A 23,659-nucleotide genomic window follows, 5' to 3' on the forward strand; every position below is an offset into this window, starting at 1 on the left:
GATCCTCGTAGCTGTCAGTTACGGATGCATCCTTCTTCGCTTTAATCCAAATCTATTTCTATTCTAAAAGCTCGTAGTCGTGCATTTCTTTCATAAAAGCAACAAAGTCATCTTTCTTTTCCGAATCCATCCACTGCATGGCGCTGCGTGGGTGTTCGTTCAAGGCTCCGGTAATCAAATACGGGATGTGGTAACCCCAGTCGATTTTTTCCTGCCAAGGTTTTACCTGCGTTTGAATGGCTTCCAGCAACGGAAGTAATCGGTATTTTGGGTTTTTTAGAAATGCGATAAGAATTTCAATGGGGCAGTTTCCGGCACCGCGTCCCATTCCCAGCAAGGTAGCATCAAGCATGGTAACGCCGTTAATCAACGATGTTACGGTGTTCGACATGGCCAGTTGCATGTTGTTATGCGCATGAATTCCCAATTCTTTTCCGGGCAGGGCAGCAGCATATTTTTTCACCAGCTTTTCAATGCTTTCGCAATACAAACTACCAAAACTATCAACCACATAAATAATGGGTACACGTGATTTTGCAAGAGTGGCCAGAGCTTCATCCAAATCCGATTCGTTTACTTTCGATACGGCCATCAGGTTGATGGTAACCTCATAACCTTTGTCCATACAGTGTTCGGCCAGCCAAATGGCTTTATCAACCTGGTGACAGTAGCAGGCAACACGCATCATATCAATCAGGCTTTCGTTTGCCGGTGGAATATCTTCCGGTGCAATACGGCCAATATCGGCCATTGCCGAAAGTTTCAGCTTGGTATCGTTGTCGCCAACAACACGACGCAAATCTTTGTCGTCGCAAAATTTCCATGGACCAACTTCGTCTCTCGAAAAAGCCGATTCGCTGCTTTTGTAGCCAATTTCCATGTAATCAACACCGGCTTCAACACAACCTTTGTACACGCCACGCACAAAATCGTCGCTAAACTGCCATTTGTTCATCAGTCCGCCGTCGCGAACTGTACAATCCATTACTTTTATGTCTGCTTTATACATTACTTGCTGTTTTTAATTTTTAATAAATTCATTTCGTGATTAATGTTGCTCTCCACCAAAAGCGTGTATATCTGCTCAAAAACGTCGGCATTTAATCCTTTCGATTCTGCCCAATCTCTGCGTTGCCGAATTACTGCATCTTTTCTTTCCTGTGCAATAATGGCGTCTTTATCGTTTTTAAAGCGAACAACGGCTTCCACATATTTATGCCGCTCGGCAAAAAGTAAAATGATGTGCTCATCAATTTTGTCAATCTCATTTCTTAGTTCTTCAAGAGAATGACAATCTTCCGGATCTTTAAACCCCATATTAAAAAAAAATTATAATCTATTGGTTTTTATTGCTGTCTGCCACAAAGAAATCAATAAAAAGGCTATAATTTCATTAATGTATAATTAAAAATGTTCATTTAGTATTAATTTAAACAAGATCTTAATAGAAATATTGCAAATTGAAAGTTGCTTTCAGCATTGATTAATATTCGATGACAGGTTACAACTTTTAGTGAATGTGGCATTTAACAGCCTAGTGTTGAAAAAACGTTACAATTGCCTAACATGCAGGTGTCCGATTCTTTCTAGAATCAATGGTTTGATTATCTTTGCCGCGCGAAAGTAATTTAGCTTTGCAGTAGAAGATTTTAAAACCGAAAACTTCTGATTGTATTTGAATTACAACATTTAGAATAACAGATAGATTTCAATAGCAATATTGAAGCAAAAAATAGTAACAGTAAAATGATAAAAATTACACTTCCTGACAACAGTGTACGTGAGTTTGCGGAGCCTGTTAGTGGTTTAGAGGTTGCCAAATCGATCTCGAACCGTCTGGCAAAGGATGTGCTGTCGATTTCGGTTGATGGCGAAGTTTGGGATTTATCGCGGAAAATTGACCACGATGCCAACATTAAACTGTATACGTGGGACGACAGAGAAGGACAAGAAACATTCTGGCACTCATCAGCTCACTTAATGGCTGAGGCTATTGAAGCTTATTATCCGGGTACCAAATTTGGTATCGGCCCAACTGTTGACACAGGATTTTATTATGATATCGATCTTCCTGAAGGAAAAGTACTTTCGGAGAAAGACCTGCAAAAAATCGAGCAAAAAATGCTTGAGCTGGCACGTCAGAAAAACGACATTGTTCGTTCTGATATTTCGAAAGAGGATGCATTGGCCATGTTCACTGAAAAGAACGATGAACTGAAGCAGGAGCTGATCAGCGAACTGGAAGACGGAACGATCACCTTGTACAACCAGGGAAATTTTACTGACTTATGCCGCGGGCCACACTTGCCAAACACCGGCTATATTAAAGCCATTAAATTAACTGCAATTGCAGGTGCTTACTGGCGTGGCGACGAAAAAAATAAAATGCTTACCCGTGTTTACGGTGTTACTTTCCCAAAAGCCAAAATGCTTGAGGAGTACCTGTACATGGTTGAGGAAGCAAAAAAACGTGACCACCGTAAAATCGGTAAGGAAATGCAATTGTTTACCTTTTCTGAATCGGTAGGACAAGGTTTGCCGTTGTGGTTGCCAAAAGGTGCGCAGTTGCGCGAGCAGCTTGAGAACTTCCTGAAAAAAGTACAAAAGAAATACGGTTACGAGCAGGTAATTACACCACATATTGGCGATGTGAAGTTGTATAAAACTTCCGGTCACTATCAAAAATACGGAAAGGACTCATTTCAGCCGATCACCACTCCTGCAGAAGGAGAGGAGTACCTGTTGAAACCGATGAACTGTCCGCACCACTGCGAGATTTACAAAGCCTGGCCGCGTTCGTACAAAGACCTGCCGGTTCGAATGGCAGAATTCGGAACAGTTTACCGCTACGAAATGAGTGGTGAGTTGCACGGGTTGACACGTGTTCGTGGTTTTACTCAGGACGACGCTCACCTTTTCTGTCGTCCCGACCAGGTAAAAGAAGAATTCAAGAAGGTAATTGATATTATCTTTATCATTTTCAAAGCTTTGAGTTTTGAAAATTATACTGCACAGATTTCGTTGCGCGACCCGAATAAACCGGAAAAGTATATCGGATCGCCTGAAAACTGGGACAAAGCAGAGCAGGCCATTATAGAAGCTTGTGAAGAAAAAGGTTTGAATACGGTAACAGAGCTTGGAGAAGCTGCATTCTATGGACCAAAACTTGATTTTATGATTAAGGATGCATTGGGGCGTAGCTGGCAGCTGGGAACTGTTCAGGTGGATTACAACCTTCCCGAACGTTTCGAGTTGGAATATATCGGAGCTGATGATAACCGTCATCGTCCGGTAATGATCCACCGCGCACCATTTGGCTCGATGGAACGATTTGTGGCTGTGTTAATTGAGCACACTGCTGGTAAGTTTCCGTTATGGCTTACGCCAGAGCAAGTGGTAGTATTACCTATTAGCGAAAAGTATAACGATTATGCTAAAAAAGTTTCAAATTTTCTAAATATTTCCGATATTCGCACCGTCGTTGACGATCGTAACGAAAAGATTGGTAGGAAGATACGAGACAACGAATTAAAACGAATTCCTTATCTGTTGATTGTGGGAGAAAAAGAGGCAGAATCTGACTCCGTTGCTGTACGCCGACAAGGCGAAGGCGACAAAGGAACAATGACAACAAAGGAGTTCGCTGAATTTATTGAAAAAGAAGTAAGAGATCAATTATCAGGATTATATAACTAACTTAAGGAGGAACGCATTATAGCTATTAAAAGAAGAGGTCCGAGAAGAAAATTCCAGCCACGTGTAGAGCAGGAACCGCAACACCGGATAAATCACAAGATCAGGGTGCCACAAGTACGTTTAGTGGGTGATAACATCGAAGAGCAAGGTGTTTACCCCTTACGTGATGCACTAAAATTAGCAGACGAGATGGAGTTGGATTTGGTAGAAATTTCACCAAAAGCCGATCCTCCGGTTTGTAAAATTATTGATTACTCGAAGTTTCTTTATCAGCAGAAAAAGAAACAAAAGGAGATGAAAGCAAAAACCACAAAAGTTGTGGTAAAAGAAATACGTTTTGGTCCGCAAACTGATGAGCACGACTTCCAGTTTAAACTAAAACATGCTGAAAAATTCCTTCAGGAAGGGGCAAAAGTAAAAGCGTTTGTATTCTTTAAAGGACGTTCGATTCTATTTAAAGATCAGGGCGAGATTCTATTGCTGAGATTGGCAACAGAATTGGAAGAATGGGGAACCGTTGAGCAATTGCCAAAATTGGAAGGAAAGCGAATGACAATGTTTATTTCACCTAAAAAGAAATAAGTTCGGTTTACGAAACTTGTTTTCTGGTGTTAAACCATATATAATAAAGTTCTTTGATAACATTTTAATTAGTAGGAATTATGCCAAAAATGAAAACGAACTCCGGTGCTAAAAAACGTTTTAGATTAACCGGAAGTGGTAAAATTAAAAGGAAGCACGCCTACAAAAGTCACATTTTGACTAAAAAAAGTACAAAACGTAAGCGTAATTTGACTTATTGGACAACTATCGATAAGACAAACGAAAGCAACGTTAAACTTTTATTGTGCATGAAGTAATCCGTCGGTTGACGGACTTATCTTTATTAAACCTTTTAATTGAGAGAGGTAAAAAAAGTTAAAAACCAGATAATTGTGCTTTTAAGTATTTCCGTTGGTTGACGGAGAGCGCCGATTATCAAAAAAGTAAAAAGTATGCCAAGAAGTGTAAATCATGTAGCATCACGCGCCCGAAGAAAAAAATTACTGAAAAAAACTAGAGGTTATTTCGGTTCGCGTAGTAACGTTTGGACGGTTGCAAAAAATACCTGGGAAAAAGGTCAACAGTTTGCATACCGCGATAGAAAAGCGAAAAAAAGAACATTCCGTGCATTGTGGATTCAGCGTATTAACGCTGCAGCGCGATTGGAAGGAATGTCGTATTCACAATTCATGGGATTGTTGAAAAAGAACGACATTGAAATTAACAGGAAAGTTTTAGCCGATTTGGCTATGAACCAACCTGAGGCGTTCAAAGCAATCGTAGAAAAAGTAAAATAAAGACTTTATTATTTAGGTGAAATACATTAAAGTCCTGACGAAACCGTCAGGACTTTTTTTTGTGCCCTGATTTTTGGTTAAAGAATTTAATGATCCTCTTTATTGGGCCAGTTCAAATAACAGCTTCACATTCGGGTCAACGTAAATATCTTTAATCCCGGAAATTGTTTTTGCTTCAAATTGTTGCCGCTCTTTTGTTGTGTCAATCATTACGGTTAGCAGATCCACAGAACCATCTTCATACACAATATTTATTTCCAGCGGGAAACTGAAAAGTTGCTTTCCCTTTTGTTGAACCCAAATTAGTTGCCTGTCAATTTCTTTTCCGGAGGTTTCAGCTCCCCATGAAACTTTAATAACAGGATGGCCGGCACTACGGAGCCATTGGTTAAAAAAGCGATCCAGATTTTTACTTGAAACAGACTCCATCATCGATTGAAAATCTTTAGTAAGCGCAGTTTTATTTCTGAAATCATTATAATATTTCTGTAATCCTTTATTGAAGGTGTCGTTGCCCAATTTATTTCGCAGCATGTGTAAAAACCAAGCGGCTTTTTCGTACGAATTGGCATTTAGTAAGCGAATATATTCCTGCACTGTTGTATCGATTACCGGAACATATTTTTGTTTTGAGAAAGCAATAACGCGCTCACGATCATATTTCAGTCCATCTTTAAATTGTTCGTCGCCATAAAAGTGCTGCACATAAAGGTGGGTGAGATAGGTGGCAAATCCTTCGCTAAGCCACACGTGGTGCCAGTTTTGTTCGGTAACCGAATTTCCAAACCACTGGTGAGCCACTTCGTGTGCAAACAACTGTTCCGGAATACGGTCGTTTATGGCTGAATTTTCGTGGTAAAAAATACAACTGGCATTTTCCATTCCGCCGTAACGTGTTTTTGATTGTACGTGCGCCAGTTTTTCATACGGGTAGGGGCCAATCAGTTCCGAAAAGTACTCCAGAGCTTTTGTTCCGTACTGGTAATTCTCAAATCCTTTAGTTTTGTTTTCTTCAAATACCCACGAACTGACCGGAATTCCCTGAAATTCCTGCTCGTTTCCAACAGCAAAATCGGCCGCTCCAATTACCATCAGTTTGGTCGCCAACGGCACATCTTCCTTCCAATGGGTGAATTCCACTGAATTTTCCAATTGTTTTTTCTCCACAAGCTTTCCGTTTGAGATCACCTCGTAATGTGCCGGAGCATAAACCAGGAATTCTAAAGTAGCTTTATCAGAAGGATGATCGACACACGGAAGCCAGTTTTGGGCGCGATCAGGCCAGTTATCGCCAAAAAATGTACGATCTCCGTAGCGATTCTCGGATATTATCAAACCATCGGTAGGAACACCGGAATAGTTAATGGTGAAATCGATTACGTCGCCCGCCTGTGCTTGTTTCGGCAAAAGAATTACAAGCTTATTGTGTGCTTGCTTAAAGTCAAGTTCATTGCCCTCCTTTTTTACGGAATGGACAAGCATACCACTCTCTCCGGAGTTATCCACCAAATCGAGTGTGATATCGTTACTGGTTTGCAAAAATTTAATTGAAATGGTAGCTATACCTTCAATTTGGTTTGTGGTATCGTTTAAATGGATTTCAAACTTGTAGTGTTGTACATCAATTTTTTCAAAACGCAACTGATGTTTTTGGGCGGATGATAAAACTACAATGCCTAGAAATAGCAACAGGCAGCAAAACTTTTTACGATTCATTCTACGATGATTGAGCTTCATATTTACTTAATATGACTTTTTAATAATGCATAGGTAGCAAACGATGCCAGCCAGTGGGCTCCGGCATATTCGCCCGAATCCATTTTTTCGTAACTGTAATTAAAATGGGCATCGGCAAAATCAATCAGTTGCTGGTTATTTAAGGCATAGCCCATTTCGTATAAGCACCAGGCTCGACTGAAATTTAGTCCATCGAGGTGGGCGAGTTTACCGTCGCTTCGGTCGGTGACAACAGCAATTTCGAGGTACTTTTTAGGATGTTTTTCAAATTTTGGAAGGAACGTTTTTAGCCAGGTTTTAAACTCTTTTTCTGGTAATATCTTTAACATTATCGATGCTTCCTGCAGACAAGGCGAAAGAAAATCGAAACCGCCCGGTTCCCAGGTCAGCGGGCAATCACAATCGGTACTGTAATACTCTTTTGCTTTTCCTTTTATTTGAATGGCCAGTGCGGTATCGTATTTTTTTGCCCAATCGTAAGCAAACGACATTCCGAAGGCAATGTTGCTGTGTTCGCCAATTCGTATGGGGTAAATCAGTTTATCGAGAAATTCGCCAAATTTATCCGACAGCAGATCAGCCAACGGCGACAGGTTCGCCTGCAATTCCAGTGCTACCGGATCATCCCATTCACGCAAAGCTTCGTCTAGTTTTAACAACCAGGCCCAGCCATAAGTCCGTTCGTAGGTAGCGTTGTGCTCATCGTCGAAATAGGCAACTTCCTGCAATATGTTCTCTTCAATAATGTTTTTCTTTAGCTTTTTAATGATCTCATCGCGGTACTTAAATTCCGGGAATTCAGTTAGAATTTTCACCAAAGTCCAGTGGCCATGCACTGATGAATGCCAGTCGAAACAGCCATAAAATGCCGGGTGCATCACTCGCGGAGGTTGCAGGTAACTGTCGTCGCCCAAAACATGACCGGTTTTATTCGGGTATTCCTGGTCGATACACTCGTACGCAAAATGATAAAGGTATTCGGCTTTCTTTTCATCGAAGCTGAGTTTTGACGATTGCGCCGAAAGCAGATTGGCCATAAATAAAAATATTAGGGAAAACTGTAATTTCATTTAATCAAATTTAGATAGTATGAAATTAAAAACAATTCTCGATAAGCATTAACAATTGCGGTATTTATCGTTTAAACCGATGTTATTATTAATCATCGGAATAATCTTTTGTAATCTCGATTGTCTGGTTTTCTCCTGTTTTGCATGTGCGATATAATCAGCAAATTCGCGTTGTTTGCCCGGCGTAAATTCCTGAAATGAAAGCTTTAAATGATTATCCTGATTAAGTGCATCTTCTAATTCGGGTGGGATAACTAACTTCTTATTTCGGTTGATTTTAACTCTTTTATTTTGCTTTTCGTTGGAAATTGCTTCCTGTACGTAGGCAATTAGCATTTCTGCATCAATGTCATCGGCAGTTACAAAACGCCACTGCCGCAATGCTTTGGTTTTATCGTTTTGTGCATTAATAAGCACTTTTGCTTCGTCTTTTAACAGCGCACCCTGAAAGAACCAGATAGCCATGTGTTCTTTAAAAACTCCGAGACCGACAACATTTTTACCGTTAATCGTATAACACGGAGCTCCCCATTTTATGGTTCCCGACAGTTCTGTAGCTATTAGCAAATCATGCAGAACCATTAAAATATCCTGACGCGATCGTGCATTCAGAATATATTCGTCAACTGTTTTTGCTTGTGGCATTATCCATTATTTTTTCCGGGTGAAAATGGCAACAATTGCCGAGGTAACCAATCCCATCAGCGGGGTAGCAATAATACTTTGTATCATATAACTTTGCAGGTTGAAATAGCCTTCCGCCTCTTCCTGTGTTTGCAAGCCGTTTTCAACCGCATAACGAATCATATTTTCAAAATAATGAGGAGTGATCACTTCAACGGTAAGGTATTGGGTGAGGGGAGTGAGAATTGTAACTCCCAAAGTGATGATCAATCCACTAATGAACCCCTGTATCCAGTTCATTTTGCCATTGAAATCATTCTTGCGTTTATCCAATAATGCAACTACATAGACAGCAATAGCCACAAGCGCGAAGAAGTTGGTGACAATGGCGTGTTTTTCAATGTTCTCATCATGAAGTCCTGCTAGTCTTTCCCCATACATCCATACCAGCAAAACGACCGCAAACAAAATGGCCCATTTAATTTCAATTGCAAATTTTTTCATCGATAAATAAGTTTTGGTTTCAGTTTAACAATGAATAAGATGGACTTATTGTTCATTAACTACTGTGGTTTTGAACGCTTTTTCTCTTTCAATACTGATTTAATCATTTTGCCAAACTCTTTGTCGCGCTGTCGTTTTTCGTAAACCGTGCTACTGAAATGTTCTTGCTCGCGTTTTAGTTTTAAATAGTTTTCGTAGGCATCTTGACTTAACTCACCGCTTTCAACAGCTGCCAACACTGCACAACCTGTTTCGTTAGTGTGGCTGCAATCGCTGAATTTACAATCGGAAGTCAAGTCAGAAATCGCATCAAATGTCATTTCCAGAGCATCGGCCGAGTCAGTTACTCCCAGCTCGCGCATTCCCGGTGTGTCGATCACAATACTTTCGTTCTCCAGCACAAACAACTCGCGATGACTGGTTGTATGCCGGCCTTTGCTGGTGCTTTCGCTTATCGATCGGGTTTCGAGTACTTCTTTGTTGAGCAGATTATTTATGATGGTTGATTTCCCAACACCTGAAGAGCCAAGAAAACAATAGGTTTTAAAAGCTTCCAGTTTATTTTTCAGAAGATCCAAACCCTCTTTTGTTGCGTTGCTCAGGGCAATTATTTTACTATTCTTAATCCGCTTTTTTACCTCTTCAATTAACTGTTCACATTCACTTTCTTCTACCAAATCAGTTTTTGAGAGTACCAAAACCGGTTGGATATTCCCGGCATAACAAACAGCCAGGTATCTTTCCAAACGGTTCGGGTTAAAATCGTGCCCAACGGCTTGTACAATAAATGCTACATCAACATTTGCAGCAATAAGCTGTACATCGCCGTATTTGCCAACCGCCTGGCGTTCGAGTTTCGAAAAACGGGGAAGTACTTCAAGAATGATGGCATTCTCATCGTCCATTGGCATAAAACGCACCCAATCGCCAACAGTGGGGAAGTCGGCAGCAGATTGTGCTGTAAACCGAATATTTCCCGTTATTTCTGCTTTTAAAACCGAATTGCCGCTCTGAATAATGTAACGTTCTTTGTGTACTGTTATAACCCGCGCCAATTCAGCGGTTGAGATATTATTCTCTTTTGAATAATTTTCAATTGAAACAGGAAGTTGTTGTTTCATAATAAAAAGTCTTAAGAGATAAATTTACACTTTTCGTTGTTTCCATTTGCCTTTTCGGAACAAATACAGCGCTGTGATTGCCAGAAACGTTTCGGCGATTACAATCGACATACTAGCTCCAAACAAGCCCATATTCAAAACAATTGCCAGAAAATAAGCCAATGGTATTTCGAAGAGCCAGAAGCTCATAAAATTGATCTTTGAAGGTGTGATTGTATCGCCGCTTCCGTTAAAACCTTGCATCAGCACCATTCCGAGTGCGTAAAACAGGAAACCAAAACTGATCACACGCAGTGCCAATGTACCATTGTCAACAACTGCAGTTTCGCCGATAAACAGTTTTATCCAGAACTCAGGGAAAACAGCCAGTATTATTCCCATAACTCCCATGAAGATCATATTTACATAGCCGGTTATCCACACCGATCGTTCGGCACGCTCAGGTTGGTTTGCACCAAGGTTCTGCCCAACCAGCGTTGATGCAGCGTTGCTGAGCCCCCAGGCAGGTAATAAGGCAAAAATGATTATCCGGATGGCAATGGTATAGCCGGCCAGCGCTTCAGGACCCGAAACTGCAATAATACGCACAAGCAAAATCCAGCTTGAAGTTGCAATAAGATTCTGCAAAATTCCACCACCGGATATTTTCACCAGTTTCAGCATTACATTAAAACGAACTTTTAAACTGTGCCAGTACAGTCGGATACGGTGATGTCCGCCAAACAAAAGGTAAAACTGGTACAAAACAGCTAATCCTCGCCCTGTAGTGGTCGCAATAGCCGCTCCTGCAAGTCCAAGTTCAGGAAAAGGACCAATCCCGAAAATAAGTAATGGGTCGAGAATGATATTGATAATATTGGCCAGCCACATTACCCGCATGGAAATGGCTGCATCGCCGGAACTGCGAAACACTGCGTTAATAATAAACAACAGCATAATTACAACATTCCCGCCAAACATAATAGCGGGGAAAAGGTAACCTTCGGCAGCCATGGAGTCGGTGGCTCCCATTAGTTTTAAAAATTCACTGGCAAATATAACGCCGGGAATAGCAATACAAACGGAGAATATAAAACCCACAATCATGGCCTGAAAAGCCACCACACCTGCTTGTTTGTTGTTTTTCTCGCCAATTCTTCGAGAGACAAGGGCTGTAGTAGCCACACTAAGTCCCATTCCAACAGCGTATACAATGGTCATTACCGATTCGGTGAGTCCTACCGTTGCCACTGCATCGGCGCCAAGTTTCGAAACAAAAAAGATGTCGACTACGGCAAATACCGATTCCATGATCATTTCCAGCACCATAGGAACTGCCAGAATAAAAATGGCTTTGCCCAGACTGCTTTTAGTGAAATCGCGCTCTGTACCGCCAATTGCTTCTTTTACATCGATCCAGAGCTCTTTTAAATCAATGTCTTTTAGTTTTTGTAAAGACAAAACACTTACTCTTTTGCGTAACATGATAAAAATATGGAAATAAATGAATAAACTAATTGAATAATCTCATGTGGCCAACCTTAGAACGGTCGGCAATCGGTGACGGTAATATTTATTGAGATATTCATTTTTAGTTCTCTTTTATTTGAGTCTGACAAAGTTATGGAAATTAATTCTTATAAAACAAATTAATTTTTAATAAACTTTTATTCGCTATTTAATTGAACACTTCCAATTTAGTACTGTTAATATGCTCAAAAGTTACTACAAATGAATCCTAAGCTTTATTCTCTTCTCCTGTTTTTTGTGCTTTTTTCATGCACGTATAAAGATCAGTTTCCAGAAAAAAAATCAGTGCGTATTTCTGTCGATAATACATCTGTAACACAGAAAGATACATGGGATTACGGGCCTTTTGAAGGGCTTTTTACTTTTGTAACACAGTTTGATACGCAAGATTCAGCCTTTGATTTACAGGCGTTTAAAGCAAAATACGATCAGTTTGATGCCAATAAAAACGAAACCATTTATGATAGCCCGGCATTACCCGCCTGGGTTGAAATAAATGGATTGTTGCTTGAACTAACAAGTGAGGCAAAATATGCTAAGGAGCTGGAAAAAATTTCAGTAGATGAAAAAATGACGGATGATATACAACCGTTTGTGTTTACCAGAAGCGTTGATCATATTTACGTTAACCTGTTTAAACCGGCAGAAATAAATTATCAGCACTCGCTAGGTGGTGATGTTACTATACGGCAGGAAACAACATATCCTGAATCAGGAAGTGTACGTTTACATTTCGGGATGACGGATCGGCAATACATTGAGTTGTACATTCGCATTCCGGAGTGGGCCGAAGGAACGAGTGTAATCGTAAAAAATGTAAAATATTTCACGCAGCCGGGCAGTTACTGTGTAATTGCAAAAAAATGGAAACAAGGCGATGTGGTTGAGATTGAACTGCCAATTGAAAACTATCCCAGCCGATAAATCAGCAGTTTGGTAAGGCATCAAAAATGGCAAGCCCTCCTTCCGATGTTTCGCGGTATTTACTTTGCAAATCTATCCCGGTTTTATACATGGTTTCCACCACTTCATCAAAACTGATGCGGTGACGGCCATCTGTTAGTAGTGCGTAATTATTGTGCGATACCGCGCGTTCGGCAGCAAATGCATTTCGTTCAATACATGGAATCTGCACCAATCCGGCTACCGGATCACAAGTTAATCCCAAATGATGCTCGAGGCCCATTTCTGCTGAATATTCGATCTGATAAATGGTGCCGCCCATCATTTGTGTTGCAGCTCCTGAAGCCATTGCACAGGCCGTTCCCACTTCTCCCTGGCAACCTACTTCTGCTCCTGAAATCGATGCATTTGTTTTTACCAGGTTGCCTATGAGCCCTGCAGTAGCTAATGCCCTGATAATCGATTTTTTATCGGTATTATGTATTTTTTGGAAATACTTTAGAATTGCAGGCATAACGCCGCTTGCACCACAGGTTGGAGCTGCCACAATCTTTCCTCCCGAAGCATTTTCTTCCATTACTGCCAGTGCGTAAGAAAACAATTGCGAACGTCGTTTAAATGGTGTAGCAAAATTGCGTCCCTTGGTGTTAAAACTTTGTGCTTTTCGCGGAAGTTTTAATCCTCCGGGCAAAACGCCATCTGTTTTTAATCCACGTTTAATACTGTCGAACATTACGTGCCACACTTCTTCGAGGTAATCCCAAATATCGGGTTCTTCAAACTCGGCCACATATTCCCAAAAGCTTTTTCCGTTGCGGTTGCACCAGTTCAGTATTTCTGCCATGGTGGTGTGTTCGTACACATCAACGGTTTCTGTTTCCGTATAATCATCGATAATTGCACCTCCGCCAATGCTGTAACAAGTCCATTCTTTCGACAGGTTATTTGCTTTGTCGAAAGCTTTGAAACACATCGCATTCGGATGTCTTTTTAGAAAGGTTTTCGGCTCCCAGTTAATTTGTAACCGACGGCTGCCAAAACTTTGTTCGATGGCAAAATCGGTGAGGTGTCCTTTTCCGGTGGCGGCCAAACTACCGAACAAGGTTACCTCAAAATGATCAGCATCTTTGTTTTCTGCCAAGAACCTTTCGGCAGCTTTTTTCGGCCCCATTGTATGACTGCTTGAAGGGCCGTGGCCTATTTTATAGATTTCTTTTATCGATTCCATTAGCTAAATTATCTTGTGCAAATGAAAGCTACAAATTCGATATCCACAATGACTTTTGCGAGTTTTCGTGAATGAATCATACCTGATTTTTTAAACCTGTTTCGGGGCTTTTACTTATAATTTAACTTCCAATAGTTTATAATTGAAATGTATATTTATTATTTTTATAAGCCTAATTTAATAATCTATAAAAGAATGAAAAACCTAAGCCTTTTTATACTGATTCTATTATTTATATCTTGTTCAAGTAAACAGGAAAAAGAAATAGAAATGCCTTTTTCAAAATCCGATTTTGAGAGCGTGATAGACGGGAAAACAACCCAACTTTTTATTTTAAAAAATAAAAGCGGAATGACGGTTGCGCTGACCAACTACGGAGCCAAAATTGTTTCGATTTATGTACAGGACAGAACCGGGATGTTCGCTGATGTGCTTTTAGGATTTAAATCGATTGAAGAGTACCAGGAATATGGTGCAAGTCATGGGGCTGTAGTTGGGCCTTTTGCAAATAGAATTGCCAATGCCAGTTTTACAATCGACGGCGAAACGTATAATTTTCCGGTAAACAATGGAGAAGCTTGTTTACATTCCGGGCCGGATAGTTGGTACCGAAAAGTTTGGGATTACAAGGAAAATGAAAACTCAGTTGTTTTTAGCCTGGAAAGTGCTGATGGAGAATTTGGCTTTCCGGGAAATAAAGAAGTGCAGGTTACCTATACTTTAACCGATGAAAACGAGTTGAAGATTGACTATGAAGTTACAACAGATAAAGCATGTCATTTTAATTTAACAAACCACAGTTATTTTAATTTGCGGGGTGAAGGAAACGGTGATATTCTTGACCATATTCTTGTACTTAATGCTGACAAATCAACTCCGGTAGCTAGTTCGGCAATGATTCCAACTGGTGAAATTGCTGACATCAAAGGAACAGCCCTGGACTTTACTACTCCGCATAAAATTGGTGAAAGAATTGACAATGACCATCCTATGTTGAAGTATGGAAGTGGTTACGATTTTAACTATATTATTAATAAAGCCGAAGGTGAACTTGCTTTTGCTGCAAGTGCTTACGAGCCTGAAAGTGGCCGATATATGGAAGTGAGAACAACTGAACCCGGTGTGCAGTTGTATACAGGCAACCATTTAAAAGGCACTGAAACAGGAAAAGCTGGAAAAGCTTATACAAAAAGAACCGGTTTTTGTTTGGAAACCCAACATTTTCCTGACAGTCCAAATCAACCTAATTTCCCAACCACATTGTTAAAACCAGGTGAGACTTTAAAGTCTGCTACTATCTACAAGTTCTCAGTTAAATAAGGAATAATGTGCATAAAAAAAGAGGAGTTACAGTTTGCATCTCCTCTTTTTTATAGGATTATGTTTTACTTCTTGTCTTTAACCCGCATAAAACGGAACATATTCATAATCCATTTCGGGAGCGGGTGGTAGCCTCGTTTTCTTAGATCGATGTACCAGCCAATTTTTTTGACGATTGGTATTTTATGGGTTTCAACAAACTCGATCAATGTTCCTTCCGGTGCCTGTATATAAGCAAAATTTCCGGCCGCTTCGCCCATATCGAATGATTCCATCGCTTTTGCACTGTCAACGGTAAACGGATAACCAATAGCTTTTGCTTTTTCGCGGAATTGGTCCATACCGTTTATATCAAAACAAAGGTGGATAAAACCCGGATCACCCCAAATTCTTCCTTCGTAAATGTCTTTCGGCTCGTAATCAAACGCCTGCACCAACTCAATAACCGATTGCCCGAAAAAGGGACTAAAAGCGCCTTGTTTTATATCGGAATGACGAAGTAAAACGCGACGGAATTTTTTGTCGCCCCCCGGAATGCCTTTGTAATCTTCAAAAACGCCGGTTTCATCGTATACAATCTCGTCGTATTGCAGAATTTCCTGGTAAACTTTCAGGCTGGTGTCCATGTCTTTCACACCGATAATAGTTCCGAGTACACCGCCACTCAACGATTTTTCTTTTTTACGGAAAACACCTTCCTGGTTTTTTATCTCCCACATGTTTCCGTAAATGTCTTTCATAAAGAAGTGGTCGTTTCCGGCCGGATCTTTTGAAATAGTAGTAAGCAGGTTCAGTTTCGAAGCACTAAATTTATCGTAAACGGCCTGTACATTTTCGGTTTTTATTTTCCCGATGTTAATGCCTAAATCACCCAGTTGAATCTCGAAATTGATGGGTTCAGGTTTTTTTCCGGTATGTTGCCATATCTCAAAACCGCCGCCGCCTTGCATATTAAGCGCCAAAACAGCTCTTCTGTCGCGTGTTTTTCCTGCTGTGTGTGCCAGCATCAACTCTGCTGTGGCTTCATCTTCAAACATTCGAATATCCATCGAGAAATGTTCGCGATACCATTTCCACGCTTCCTGAAGATCTTCAACACCAACTCCTAACTGCTGGATTCCGTTTATTTGTGCTTTCATTCGTTTACAATTGTTGATTTTTACAGTAACTCATGTAACTCGCATATTCATTCTCCTGCCTGTTAATAAAGCTCTCGTTATGCTCGTTTCATTTCTGCTAAATACTTATAGTTTAAAGTGGTTTTACGCGCGAAGCCATGTAATAATACAAACGCGGCAAAAACCGCCTGATGTGTACCATGATAACTTCTGAACCACCTACCAATATTTCTTTTTTCTCTTTTTTCAGTTTTTTGCAAATCACTTTTGCGCATTTTTCTGCCGACATGCCTTTGTCCTGACCGGCATCCATTTGTGCGTGTGTTTTTCCGTCTTTATTGATCGCATTCACCGAAATATTTGTTTTTATACGTCCGGGAATGATAACCGATACAGCAATGTTGTTCTTCACGTTCTCGGCCCGTAAACTTTCGAAAAAACCGTGTAAAGCTTGTTTCGATGCCGAATACGACGACCGATACGGAAATCCAAATTTACCAACAATACTGGATGTAACTGCAATTTGCCCGCCACCATTTTTAATCATTTGCGGTAAAACCTTTTTGGTTAAGGCTATTGTTCCAAAATAATTTACTTCGAAAATTTTGCGGTCGACACTGACCGGGGTTTCGGCTACAAACGAACGTTGGCTGATACCACCAAACTGGTAGAGCGCATCAATTTTGATATTGTTTTCTTTGATGAACTGAGCAGCTTCTTCAATCGATTCTTTGTTACCTAAATCGAAAGGAAGAATAACGGTTTGGCAACCGTTTTTTATGCAGAGTTTTTCGGTGTCTTTTAAAGCCTCTTCTTTTCTGCCAGAAAGAATTAGCGTTACGTTGTTCGACGATAACTCAATTGCCACCGCTTTGCCAATACCCGACGATGCTCCTGTAATCCAAATTGTCTTTCCCCAAAAATCCATTTACTACATACTTTCAGCGTGCCACGAAGATAACAGAATATTCAGCCAGACAAAATGAATAAGGTCTATTTTTACTGCGTCAAAATTAAAAATCGTTAAGATTGTTAAATTCCTTTCGGCTCCGACCATTTTTCTTTTTCAGGGAAAATAAAACTAAACAAAACAGCCATTGAAAATGCCAGCAGATAACTGGCCAGACGTTCTGATATTCCGGTGGCATCAACCAACCAGGTTTTCCATATTACGGCCGATAGTGTTCCGGTAATTAAACTGGCAAAAACGCCGGCTCTCGACAGTTTTTTCCAGAAAATAAGTAATACAATAGCTGGTCCAAACGAAGCTCCAATACCACTCCACGCATAAGAAACCAGTCCGTAAACCGTGTCCTCCATTGCGATGGCCAAAATAAAACCAACCAGTCCCACGGCAAGCGTAAGTATTTTATTCAGAAACAGCATTCGCTTTTCTTCAATCTGCTTTTTGGTAATGTGCAGATAGAAATCCTCGGTCATCGACGATGATACGACCATTAGTTGCGAAGAAGCTGTTGACATCATTGCTGAAACGGCTCCCGACAACAGAATTCCGGCAAGTATTGGATTCAGAAGAGTCATCACCATTATCGGCATAATTTTTTCCGAGTCGGCGGCTACCGAAGCTGCTGCATCTCCTAAAATGCCATTTTGTACCAACTGGTAACCAATAATCCCGATCATAAAAGCGCCAACATAAGCTAAAAGTGTCCAGATAATTGCCAGCACCCGGCTTTGCTGGGTTTCTTTCTGGCTACGCATGGCCATCATTCGAGTTAGCAATTGTGGCTGGCCTGTATAACCAAATGCCCAGCTTAATCCGTTTAAAACAAGCAAACCACCGGTGGCTTGTTTTACCGTATCAATGTTTCGAGGTACAAGATAATTGGCCTGCGAAATGGCTTCGGCCACGTGAATATTATTTGCTGCTGCAATACCGAGTGCGATAATGGGCAGTACAACACAGGTAACCACCATTAGAACTGCCTGAAAAGCATCGGTGGCAACAACGGTTATAAACCCACCCAACATGGTATATAAGGTTACCAGAGCTGATCCAATAACCATTCCCCAGAAAGGATCGATTTTAAAAGTATCGTTGAATATTTTGCCGGCACCACTGAATTGCGCCGCTATGTACAATACAAAAAAGAAGATGATAATTAGTGAAGAGAGAATTCCGAAACTACGTTGCGTACCTTTAAATTTGGCTGAGAACAAACTTGGAACCGTTAAAGCACCTGTTTTATCCGTTAGTTTTTGCAGCGGTTCAGCCAGAAATATCCATAAAAAAAGAATCCCGCTGACACATCCTAAGGCCACCCATAACGATGCCATTCCTTCGGCATAAGCATGCCCCGTTAAACCCAAAAGTAACCAGGCTGATTCGCCCGTTGCACGTTCTGATAAAGCCAGCGAAAAACCGGAGATTTTTTTACCACCAAGAACAAAGTCGTTATTCGTTTTTGAACGACGTGCCGAATACGCTACAATACCAATTAAAATAACCAGGTAGGCAACAAAAACTATTATCATTTTTTGTAGAATTGTTATGAAGCCACCAAAGATAAAAAGAAAATGCACTGTAGCAATTGTACGCAAAACTTAATGCGTCAAAACCTTTTTGATTGTGTTTTTGAAAAAGAAGAGGGAGAGAAGTGTTGAAAATACTCTAATTGTTAACTTTTTGATTTAAGCTCTGAAATCCTTCACCGAGTATTTCCTTGGTATCCATAACCGTAATAAATGCATCCGGATCGATTTTACTGATATATTCCTGAAGGATTGCAACCTCGCGGCGGCTAACAACGGTGTATATGATTCTTTTTTGCTCGCCGGTAAACATGCCTTCGCCATTCAGATACGTTCCTCCACGCTCTAAATCAACCAATAACTTTTCTTTTATTTCTGCATGTTTCATCGAAACAATGAGAAGTGCTTTATTGTAATTCGCACCTTCAAGTGCTGTGTCAATTAGTTTTCCACAAATGTAAATTACAATTAGCGAGTAAAGTGGGATGGCAAAATCGCGGAATGCGAGCAAACCAAAGAATACGATAACCGAGTCAACATAAATCATCAATCGGCCAATCTGTAGGTGGGTGTATTTAGCAATGATCATGGCAATAATATCCGATCCGCCGGAAGTAGCGCGCGACTTAAAAATTAAGCCAAGTCCAAACCCCATTAATACGCCGCCAAAAAGGCACGATAAAAGTATATCATCAACCAGCGGAATATTCGCATCCGGGCGCATCATCGTGAGAAAGTCTGTAAAAACAGCGGTTAACACCGATCCTGTAATCGTTTTTATTCCAAAGCGGGGACCAAGAATTTTAATTCCGGCAATAATCAAAGGAATGTCGATCAACAGCGCAAAGGTACCCACCGGAATTCCGTCGGGCCAGAACGAGAAAACACCCTCGGTTAAATAGTGTACAACAATGGCAATTCCGTAAACGCCACCCGGAACGATTTTATGTGGTGTAACAAAAAATACAAAAGCGGCGGCTAAAATAAATGAGCCCGAAACTAAAAGCAGATTGTCCTGGATCCACTTTTTACTGAAAATTTTGTCTTTTGTAAGAAATGCCATTGTCCTGTAATTTTTCGCAAAAGAACACAATTTTAATGGATTAAAAAACAGATAATTGTCAATAAATATTGATCATAAAAATCGTCAGTAAAACAGGGCTGTTTTACTAAAATATGTAAAATGTAACTGGATTTAAATTGCGAATTCTAATCGAGTCTAAAACGATATGAAATGGTTCCCTGTTGGAATGCAGCTGCATTTTGATCGACATTAAATTTGGCTTTTAAAGCTGCCTGTTTGGCTTCGTCCCAAAATGCTTTATTGGCAATGGTTGTTCCGCGTGCACCGGGCTCGGCAGAAGTAACTCTTCCGTTTTTATCAACAATAACTTTTACCACAACGATTCCGGCATCGTTACCCGGATATTCCGGTTTGGGCAATGAAATTGCCGAACGTCCGCCTAGGTCGAATGAAATACCTGCTCCTGTTCCCTGGTTTCCGGCGCCACTGCCACCGGCACCATAATTTGTGGCATTCGGATCGCCGGTAGGTACGCCCTGGTTCCCACCGGGGAATGTTACTCCCTGGCTTTTTCCGTCGCTGTTACCGGTGCCACCACTTCCGGAACCACTGTTGGCAAAAGCGCCCTGCGTGCGCGAGTTTATCTCAGCAATTTTTCGTTGTTCTTCCAGCTTTCGTTGGCGCTCCGCCTCTTCACGTGCTTTGCGTTCGGCTTCCTCGCGGGTAATTCTTTCTGCCTCTTCACGTTGCTGGCGTTCTATTTCTTCTTGTTTTTTACGCTCAATGTCTTGCAAACGCTTTTGTTCCTCTTCTTCCGCTTTTTTGCGATCTATTTCTTCCTGTTGTTTACGTCGTTTTTCATCCAGCTCTTGCTGACGTTTGCGCTCTTCTTCTTTTTTCTTTTTCTCTGCTGCCTCAATTGCAACAGTTTCTTCGTAATCCTGAGTCATCGCAACTTCCTTGGCCGGTTCCGGCTCCGAAGTTTTTACCGGAGGGGGAGGTGTTTGTTGCACAGGTGGTGGCGTAGTCTTTTTTTGTGCAGTTTGCGGAGGAGTGGTTTGTTGTTGTCGGTGCGCCGGACTTGGTTCGCGGTCGCCCAATCCATTTTCTGAATTTCCGAAATTAACCAGAATTCCTTCTTCTCCGGGTAGAGGAAGTGGCGTAAAAAAGCCAAGTACGAGCAATAATATCAGCACAATTGTATGAAAAACAATCGTTCCGACAAGCCCCTTTTTCTTTTCGCTATATTCCTCTCTTTCTATCATTCTTTCGTCTATTCAGGCGATGTTGCCAGTATCATTTTATACTTATTTCGGCGGGCAATGTTCATTATTTTTACCACTTCGTTAACCGGAACAGATTGATCGGCATGCAACGAGATAAAAATATCATCGTTACCCGAACCAAACTTATTGGTTAGGAACGGCTCAATTTCTCCAAATTTTACGCTTTGAAGCTTGTTGTCGTCGTTGATATAGTATTTCAAATCGGATGTAATCGATATGGTTGTGATCGGCTTGGCAGCTGTTTGATTGTTACTTTGCGGAAGCAACAATTTCAAAGCATTTGGCGCAATCAGGGTAGAGGTAACCATAAAGAAAATAAGCAACAGAAATACGATGTCGGTCATCGACGACATGCTAAATGCAGCATTTACTTTATTTCTCTTTTTTAGTGCCATTTACTACAGGTTATGCCGGTTCGTTTAACAGATCCATAAATTCAGAAGTGGTAGCTTCCATTTTAAATACCACTTTCTCCACATTCGATACAAGAATATTGTAAGCAAAATAGGCGATAATACCTACGATCAATCCGGCAACTGTAGTTACCATTGCTTGGTAAATGCCGGTTGAAAGAAGCGTAACATCAATATTGTTTCCTGCGTTTGACATATCGTAAAATGCCTGAATCATTCCCATTACCGTACCAAGAAATCCGATCATTGGGGCTCCTCCGGCTACGGATGCCAAAACAGGGAGTCCTTTTTCCAGTTTCGAGATCTCGAGGTTCCCCACATTTTCAATAGCGGCATTTACGTCGGTAAGTGGCCGGCCAATTCGGCTGATTCCTTTTTCCAACATGCGCGATGCCGGATTTGGGTTGCTGCGGCACAATGCTACGGCAGAATCGATTTTTCCCGATGTGATATAAACTTTTACTTTTTCAAGCAAGCTTGAATCAAATCTTCCGGCTTTTTTAATTGCAAAATAGCGGTCGAAAAAGATGTAAACGGCTACTACCGACAAAAATAAAATCGGAATCATAATCCATCCACCTTTCATAGCCAGATCTATAAATTTCGTTGAAATGCCTTCCGGCTCGGTTGCCATAGCTTCCAACTCTTGTGGAAGATCAGCCTGAATCATCAATAAGTTAAACATGTTTATCCAATTATTTTTTACAATTCTATAAAAAAAAAACGAGGTATAACCTTAAATATTATACCTCGCTAAAATAAGTAATATTTTAACCGTTTTGTTTGCTCTGTACTTCGTATCTTATATAGTTATGAACAACTGTTTTTTGATAGTTTACAGGCCAAACATAACAAAGTATACCGCAGCACCTGCCAGGTAACCAATCAAAGCCAGCCAGCTAATTTTTTTCAGGTACCAGATAAAATCGATCTTTTCCAATCCCATTGCAGCAACACCTGCAGCCGAACCAATAATTAGCATACTGCCACCGGTACCGGCTGTGTAGGCCAGGAATTCCCAGAAAGCACCATCCTGAACAAAGGCGGCCTGGTAACCAACAGCTCCGGCATCGGCAATCGGATACATTCCCATAGCACCTGCTACCAGAGGAACATTATCAACAACCGAAGAAAGCACTCCAATTGCAAGGTCGATCAGGTAAATGTTCCCCAATTTTTCGTCGAGATAAGTTGAGAGTATATTTAAATGTCCTGCTGATTGTAAGGCTGCAACTGCCGAAAGTATTCCAAGGAAAAACAATACAGTTGGTACATCAATACGCTGAATTACAGCCGTAACTTTTAGTTTGTCTTTAATTTCTTTTGGCTTGTCTTTGTGTACAATTTCGCCAACAACCCACAAAAGACCTAATGAAAGTAACATTCCCATATATGGTGGCAGGTGGGTAATTGTTTTAAATACCGGAACGAACAATAATCCGGATACACCCAAAACAAGGAACAGTATTCGTTCTTTTTCGGTGCTATATTCTACTTCGTCTTCATCAATTGTCGGACGTTGCACTTGCCCTTTCATGGTAACAGAAAGTATGGCTAATGGTACTACCATACAAACCAAACTTGGCAAAATCACATTCATAATAATTGTGCCTGCGGTAACCTGTCCGCCAATCCACAACATAATAGTGGTAACATCTCCGATAGGCGACCATGCACCACCTGCGTTGGCAGCTAAAACTACCATACTGGCAAAAAACCAGCGGGTTTGTTTGTCGTCGATCAGTTTTCGAAGCAATGCAACCATAACGATTGTTGTAGTAAGGTTATCGAGCAATGCCGACATAAAGAATGTAAGCAAACTCAATATCCAAAGTAATTTTACTTTGTTGGTGGTTTTTATCTTATCGGTAATAATTTTAAATCCTTCGTGTTGATCAACAACTTCAACAATCGTCATTGCCCCAAGCAGGAAAAATAAAATTTCACTGATTTCGCCCAAGTGATGTATAATCTCCGATTCTACTATGAATTCATGTGCAGCATGTAAGCCGTGCGAATCGGGGTGAGCAGCCAGGAACGCCTCCCAGGCCGGACTAAGACCGAGGTGTAAAATACCTTCAGCACCAAGTACATATACTACCCAGCATAATGTGCCAATAATTAAAGCCGATGCAGCTTTATCTACTTTTAGGGGATGCTCAAGCGCTATTGCAACATAGCCAAGAACAAATACAACAACCATTAATATAAACATAGTAAATAATTTTAGGTATAAGTTTTTGCTTCAAAGAACTGCAAAATTATCTTAAGTA

Annotated in this window: 23 protein-coding genes; 6 read left to right on the top strand and 17 right to left on the bottom strand. The window is 40.7% G+C overall.

The window, feature by feature from the left end; all coding sequences use genetic code 11:
- Window positions 1-58: 58 nt before the first annotated feature.
- Window positions 59-1,009: an aldolase catalytic domain-containing protein gene (locus G4420_RS16610; protein WP_045033032.1), complete on the bottom strand. Its 951-nt coding sequence runs from the start codon at window positions 1,007-1,009 to the stop codon at window positions 59-61.
- Window positions 1,009-1,317: a chorismate mutase gene (locus G4420_RS16615; protein ID WP_163325068.1), complete on the bottom strand. Its 309-nt coding sequence runs from the start codon at window positions 1,315-1,317 to the stop codon at window positions 1,009-1,011. Before G4420_RS16615 ends, G4420_RS16610 begins: the two co-directional genes overlap by 1 nt.
- Before the next feature lie 429 nt (window positions 1,318-1,746).
- On the opposite strand from G4420_RS16615, the gene thrS reads away from it, so the two are divergent.
- From thrS to rplT, 4 genes are all read left to right on the top strand, one after another.
- Window positions 1,747-3,696, top strand: coding sequence for a threonine--tRNA ligase (gene thrS / locus G4420_RS16620; RefSeq protein ID WP_163325069.1), 1,950 nt, complete (start codon window positions 1,747-1,749; stop codon window positions 3,694-3,696).
- Between the two features lie 24 nt (window positions 3,697-3,720).
- Window positions 3,721-4,278: a translation initiation factor IF-3 gene (infC, locus tag G4420_RS16625; protein WP_163325270.1), complete on the top strand. Its 558-nt coding sequence runs from the start codon at window positions 3,721-3,723 to the stop codon at window positions 4,276-4,278.
- An 89-nt stretch (window positions 4,279-4,367) separates the two neighbouring features.
- Entirely contained in the window at window positions 4,368-4,556 is a 189-nt protein-coding gene (rpmI, locus tag G4420_RS16630) for a 50S ribosomal protein L35 (RefSeq protein WP_425531652.1), read from the top strand.
- A 135-nt stretch (window positions 4,557-4,691) separates the two neighbouring features.
- Window positions 4,692-5,036 carry a 50S ribosomal protein L20 gene (rplT, locus tag G4420_RS16635; protein ID WP_045033027.1) on the top strand — a complete coding sequence of 115 codons (345 nt, stop codon included), beginning with the start codon at window positions 4,692-4,694 and terminating at the stop codon, window positions 5,034-5,036.
- Between the two features lie 99 nt (window positions 5,037-5,135).
- On the opposite strand, the gene G4420_RS16640 is transcribed toward rplT, so the two are convergent.
- From G4420_RS16640 to G4420_RS16665, 6 genes are all read right to left on the bottom strand, one after another.
- Window positions 5,136-6,752, bottom strand: coding sequence for a M1 family metallopeptidase (locus tag G4420_RS16640; RefSeq protein WP_163325070.1), 1,617 nt, complete (start codon window positions 6,750-6,752; stop codon window positions 5,136-5,138).
- 23 nt (window positions 6,753-6,775) lie between these two features.
- The gene (locus tag G4420_RS16645) at window positions 6,776-7,810 is read right to left on the bottom strand and encodes a DUF2891 domain-containing protein (protein WP_246241668.1); all 1,035 of its coding nucleotides are present in this window, start codon (window positions 7,808-7,810) and stop codon (window positions 6,776-6,778) included.
- A gap of 81 nt (window positions 7,811-7,891) precedes the next feature.
- On the bottom strand, window positions 7,892-8,488 hold the full coding sequence (locus G4420_RS16650) for a YdeI/OmpD-associated family protein (RefSeq protein WP_163325072.1): 597 nt from the start codon (window positions 8,486-8,488) through the stop codon (window positions 7,892-7,894).
- 6 nt (window positions 8,489-8,494) lie between these two features.
- Window positions 8,495-8,971 (bottom strand): DUF4199 domain-containing protein, encoded by a 477-nt coding sequence (locus G4420_RS16655; protein WP_045033022.1) that lies wholly within the window; start codon window positions 8,969-8,971, stop codon window positions 8,495-8,497.
- A 59-nt stretch (window positions 8,972-9,030) separates the two neighbouring features.
- Complete coding sequence (rsgA, locus tag G4420_RS16660; protein WP_163325073.1) at window positions 9,031-10,092, bottom strand: ribosome small subunit-dependent GTPase A; 1,062 nt, start codon at window positions 10,090-10,092, stop codon at window positions 9,031-9,033.
- 24 nt (window positions 10,093-10,116) lie between these two features.
- Window positions 10,117-11,556, bottom strand: coding sequence for an MATE family efflux transporter (locus tag G4420_RS16665; protein WP_163325074.1), 1,440 nt, complete (start codon window positions 11,554-11,556; stop codon window positions 10,117-10,119).
- Between the two features lie 246 nt (window positions 11,557-11,802).
- Between G4420_RS16665 and G4420_RS16670 the strand changes: the two genes are divergently transcribed.
- A complete protein-coding gene (locus tag G4420_RS16670; protein WP_163325075.1) occupies window positions 11,803-12,525 on the top strand; it encodes a beta-L-arabinofuranosidase domain-containing protein in 723 nt (240 codons plus the stop codon).
- A 1-nt stretch (window position 12,526) separates the two neighbouring features.
- On the opposite strand, the gene G4420_RS16675 is transcribed toward G4420_RS16670, so the two are convergent.
- Complete coding sequence (locus tag G4420_RS16675; RefSeq protein WP_163325076.1) at window positions 12,527-13,732, bottom strand: L-serine ammonia-lyase; 1,206 nt, start codon at window positions 13,730-13,732, stop codon at window positions 12,527-12,529.
- A gap of 195 nt (window positions 13,733-13,927) precedes the next feature.
- Here G4420_RS16675 and G4420_RS16680 point away from each other — a divergent pair, with 195 nt between their 5' ends.
- Window positions 13,928-15,052, top strand: coding sequence for an aldose epimerase family protein (locus G4420_RS16680; RefSeq protein ID WP_214647214.1), 1,125 nt, complete (start codon window positions 13,928-13,930; stop codon window positions 15,050-15,052).
- A gap of 65 nt (window positions 15,053-15,117) precedes the next feature.
- On the opposite strand, the gene G4420_RS16685 is transcribed toward G4420_RS16680, so the two are convergent.
- The 8 genes from G4420_RS16685 to nhaD all read right to left on the bottom strand — a co-directional run bounded on the left by G4420_RS16685 (window position 15,118) and on the right by nhaD (window position 23,601).
- Window positions 15,118-16,191: a VOC family protein gene (locus G4420_RS16685; RefSeq protein WP_163325077.1), complete on the bottom strand. Its 1,074-nt coding sequence runs from the start codon at window positions 16,189-16,191 to the stop codon at window positions 15,118-15,120.
- Window positions 16,192-16,303: 112 nt separating this feature from the next.
- A complete protein-coding gene (locus G4420_RS16690) occupies window positions 16,304-17,098 on the bottom strand; it encodes an SDR family NAD(P)-dependent oxidoreductase (RefSeq protein WP_163325078.1) in 795 nt (264 codons plus the stop codon).
- A gap of 104 nt (window positions 17,099-17,202) precedes the next feature.
- Entirely contained in the window at window positions 17,203-18,666 is a 1,464-nt protein-coding gene (locus tag G4420_RS16695; protein ID WP_163325079.1) for a sodium/proline symporter, read from the bottom strand.
- A 136-nt stretch (window positions 18,667-18,802) separates the two neighbouring features.
- Entirely contained in the window at window positions 18,803-19,726 is a 924-nt protein-coding gene (locus tag G4420_RS16700) for a YitT family protein (protein WP_163325080.1), read from the bottom strand.
- 146 nt (window positions 19,727-19,872) lie between these two features.
- Window positions 19,873-20,952 (bottom strand): cell envelope integrity protein TolA, encoded by a 1,080-nt coding sequence (gene tolA, locus G4420_RS16705; protein ID WP_163325081.1) that lies wholly within the window; start codon window positions 20,950-20,952, stop codon window positions 19,873-19,875.
- Between the two features lie 8 nt (window positions 20,953-20,960).
- Entirely contained in the window at window positions 20,961-21,368 is a 408-nt protein-coding gene (locus G4420_RS16710) for an ExbD/TolR family protein (RefSeq protein ID WP_038562226.1), read from the bottom strand.
- A 10-nt stretch (window positions 21,369-21,378) separates the two neighbouring features.
- The gene (locus tag G4420_RS16715; protein ID WP_163325082.1) at window positions 21,379-22,071 is read right to left on the bottom strand and encodes a MotA/TolQ/ExbB proton channel family protein; all 693 of its coding nucleotides are present in this window, start codon (window positions 22,069-22,071) and stop codon (window positions 21,379-21,381) included.
- A 150-nt stretch (window positions 22,072-22,221) separates the two neighbouring features.
- Window positions 22,222-23,601, bottom strand: a complete 1,380-nt coding sequence (gene nhaD, locus G4420_RS16720; protein WP_163325083.1) for a sodium:proton antiporter NhaD — start codon at window positions 23,599-23,601, stop codon at window positions 22,222-22,224.
- Between the last annotated feature and the right edge of the window lie 58 nt (window positions 23,602-23,659).

It is taken from the genome of Draconibacterium mangrovi, assembly GCF_010586825.1.
Classification (GTDB): Bacteria; Bacteroidota; Bacteroidia; order Bacteroidales; family Prolixibacteraceae; genus Draconibacterium; species Draconibacterium mangrovi.

Coding starts and splice junctions, on each gene's coding strand:
- G4420_RS16650 (WP_163325072.1), bottom strand. CDS start 8,488: ATGCCACAAGCAAAAACAGTTGACGAATATATTCTGAATGCACGATCG.
- G4420_RS16675 (WP_163325076.1), bottom strand. CDS start 13,732: ATGGAATCGATAAAAGAAATCTATAAAATAGGCCACGGCCCTTCAAGC.
- thrS (WP_163325069.1), top strand. CDS start 1,747: ATGATAAAAATTACACTTCCTGACAACAGTGTACGTGAGTTTGCGGAG.
- G4420_RS16670 (WP_163325075.1), top strand. CDS start 11,803: ATGAATCCTAAGCTTTATTCTCTTCTCCTGTTTTTTGTGCTTTTTTCA.
- rsgA (WP_163325073.1), bottom strand. CDS start 10,092: ATGAAACAACAACTTCCTGTTTCAATTGAAAATTATTCAAAAGAGAAT.
- G4420_RS16640 (WP_163325070.1), bottom strand. CDS start 6,752: ATGAATCGTAAAAAGTTTTGCTGCCTGTTGCTATTTCTAGGCATTGTA.
- G4420_RS16680 (WP_214647214.1), top strand. CDS start 13,928: ATGAAAAACCTAAGCCTTTTTATACTGATTCTATTATTTATATCTTGT.
- G4420_RS16645 (WP_246241668.1), bottom strand. CDS start 7,810: ATGGCCAATCTGCTTTCGGCGCAATCGTCAAAACTCAGCTTCGATGAA.
- rplT (WP_045033027.1), top strand. CDS start 4,692: ATGCCAAGAAGTGTAAATCATGTAGCATCACGCGCCCGAAGAAAAAAA.
- nhaD (WP_163325083.1), bottom strand. CDS start 23,601: ATGTTTATATTAATGGTTGTTGTATTTGTTCTTGGCTATGTTGCAATA.
- G4420_RS16685 (WP_163325077.1), bottom strand. CDS start 16,191: ATGAAAGCACAAATAAACGGAATCCAGCAGTTAGGAGTTGGTGTTGAA.
- G4420_RS16710 (WP_038562226.1), bottom strand. CDS start 21,368: ATGGCACTAAAAAAGAGAAATAAAGTAAATGCTGCATTTAGCATGTCG.
- rpmI (WP_425531652.1), top strand. CDS start 4,368: ATGAAAACGAACTCCGGTGCTAAAAAACGTTTTAGATTAACCGGAAGT.
- G4420_RS16700 (WP_163325080.1), bottom strand. CDS start 19,726: ATGGCATTTCTTACAAAAGACAAAATTTTCAGTAAAAAGTGGATCCAG.
- G4420_RS16715 (WP_163325082.1), bottom strand. CDS start 22,071: ATGTTTAACTTATTGATGATTCAGGCTGATCTTCCACAAGAGTTGGAA.
- G4420_RS16615 (WP_163325068.1), bottom strand. CDS start 1,317: ATGGGGTTTAAAGATCCGGAAGATTGTCATTCTCTTGAAGAACTAAGA.
- G4420_RS16690 (WP_163325078.1), bottom strand. CDS start 17,098: ATGGATTTTTGGGGAAAGACAATTTGGATTACAGGAGCATCGTCGGGT.
- G4420_RS16655 (WP_045033022.1), bottom strand. CDS start 8,971: ATGAAAAAATTTGCAATTGAAATTAAATGGGCCATTTTGTTTGCGGTC.
- G4420_RS16610 (WP_045033032.1), bottom strand. CDS start 1,009: ATGTATAAAGCAGACATAAAAGTAATGGATTGTACAGTTCGCGACGGC.
- tolA (WP_163325081.1), bottom strand. CDS start 20,952: ATGATAGAAAGAGAGGAATATAGCGAAAAGAAAAAGGGGCTTGTCGGA.
- G4420_RS16695 (WP_163325079.1), bottom strand. CDS start 18,666: ATGATAATAGTTTTTGTTGCCTACCTGGTTATTTTAATTGGTATTGTA.
- G4420_RS16665 (WP_163325074.1), bottom strand. CDS start 11,556: ATGTTACGCAAAAGAGTAAGTGTTTTGTCTTTACAAAAACTAAAAGAC.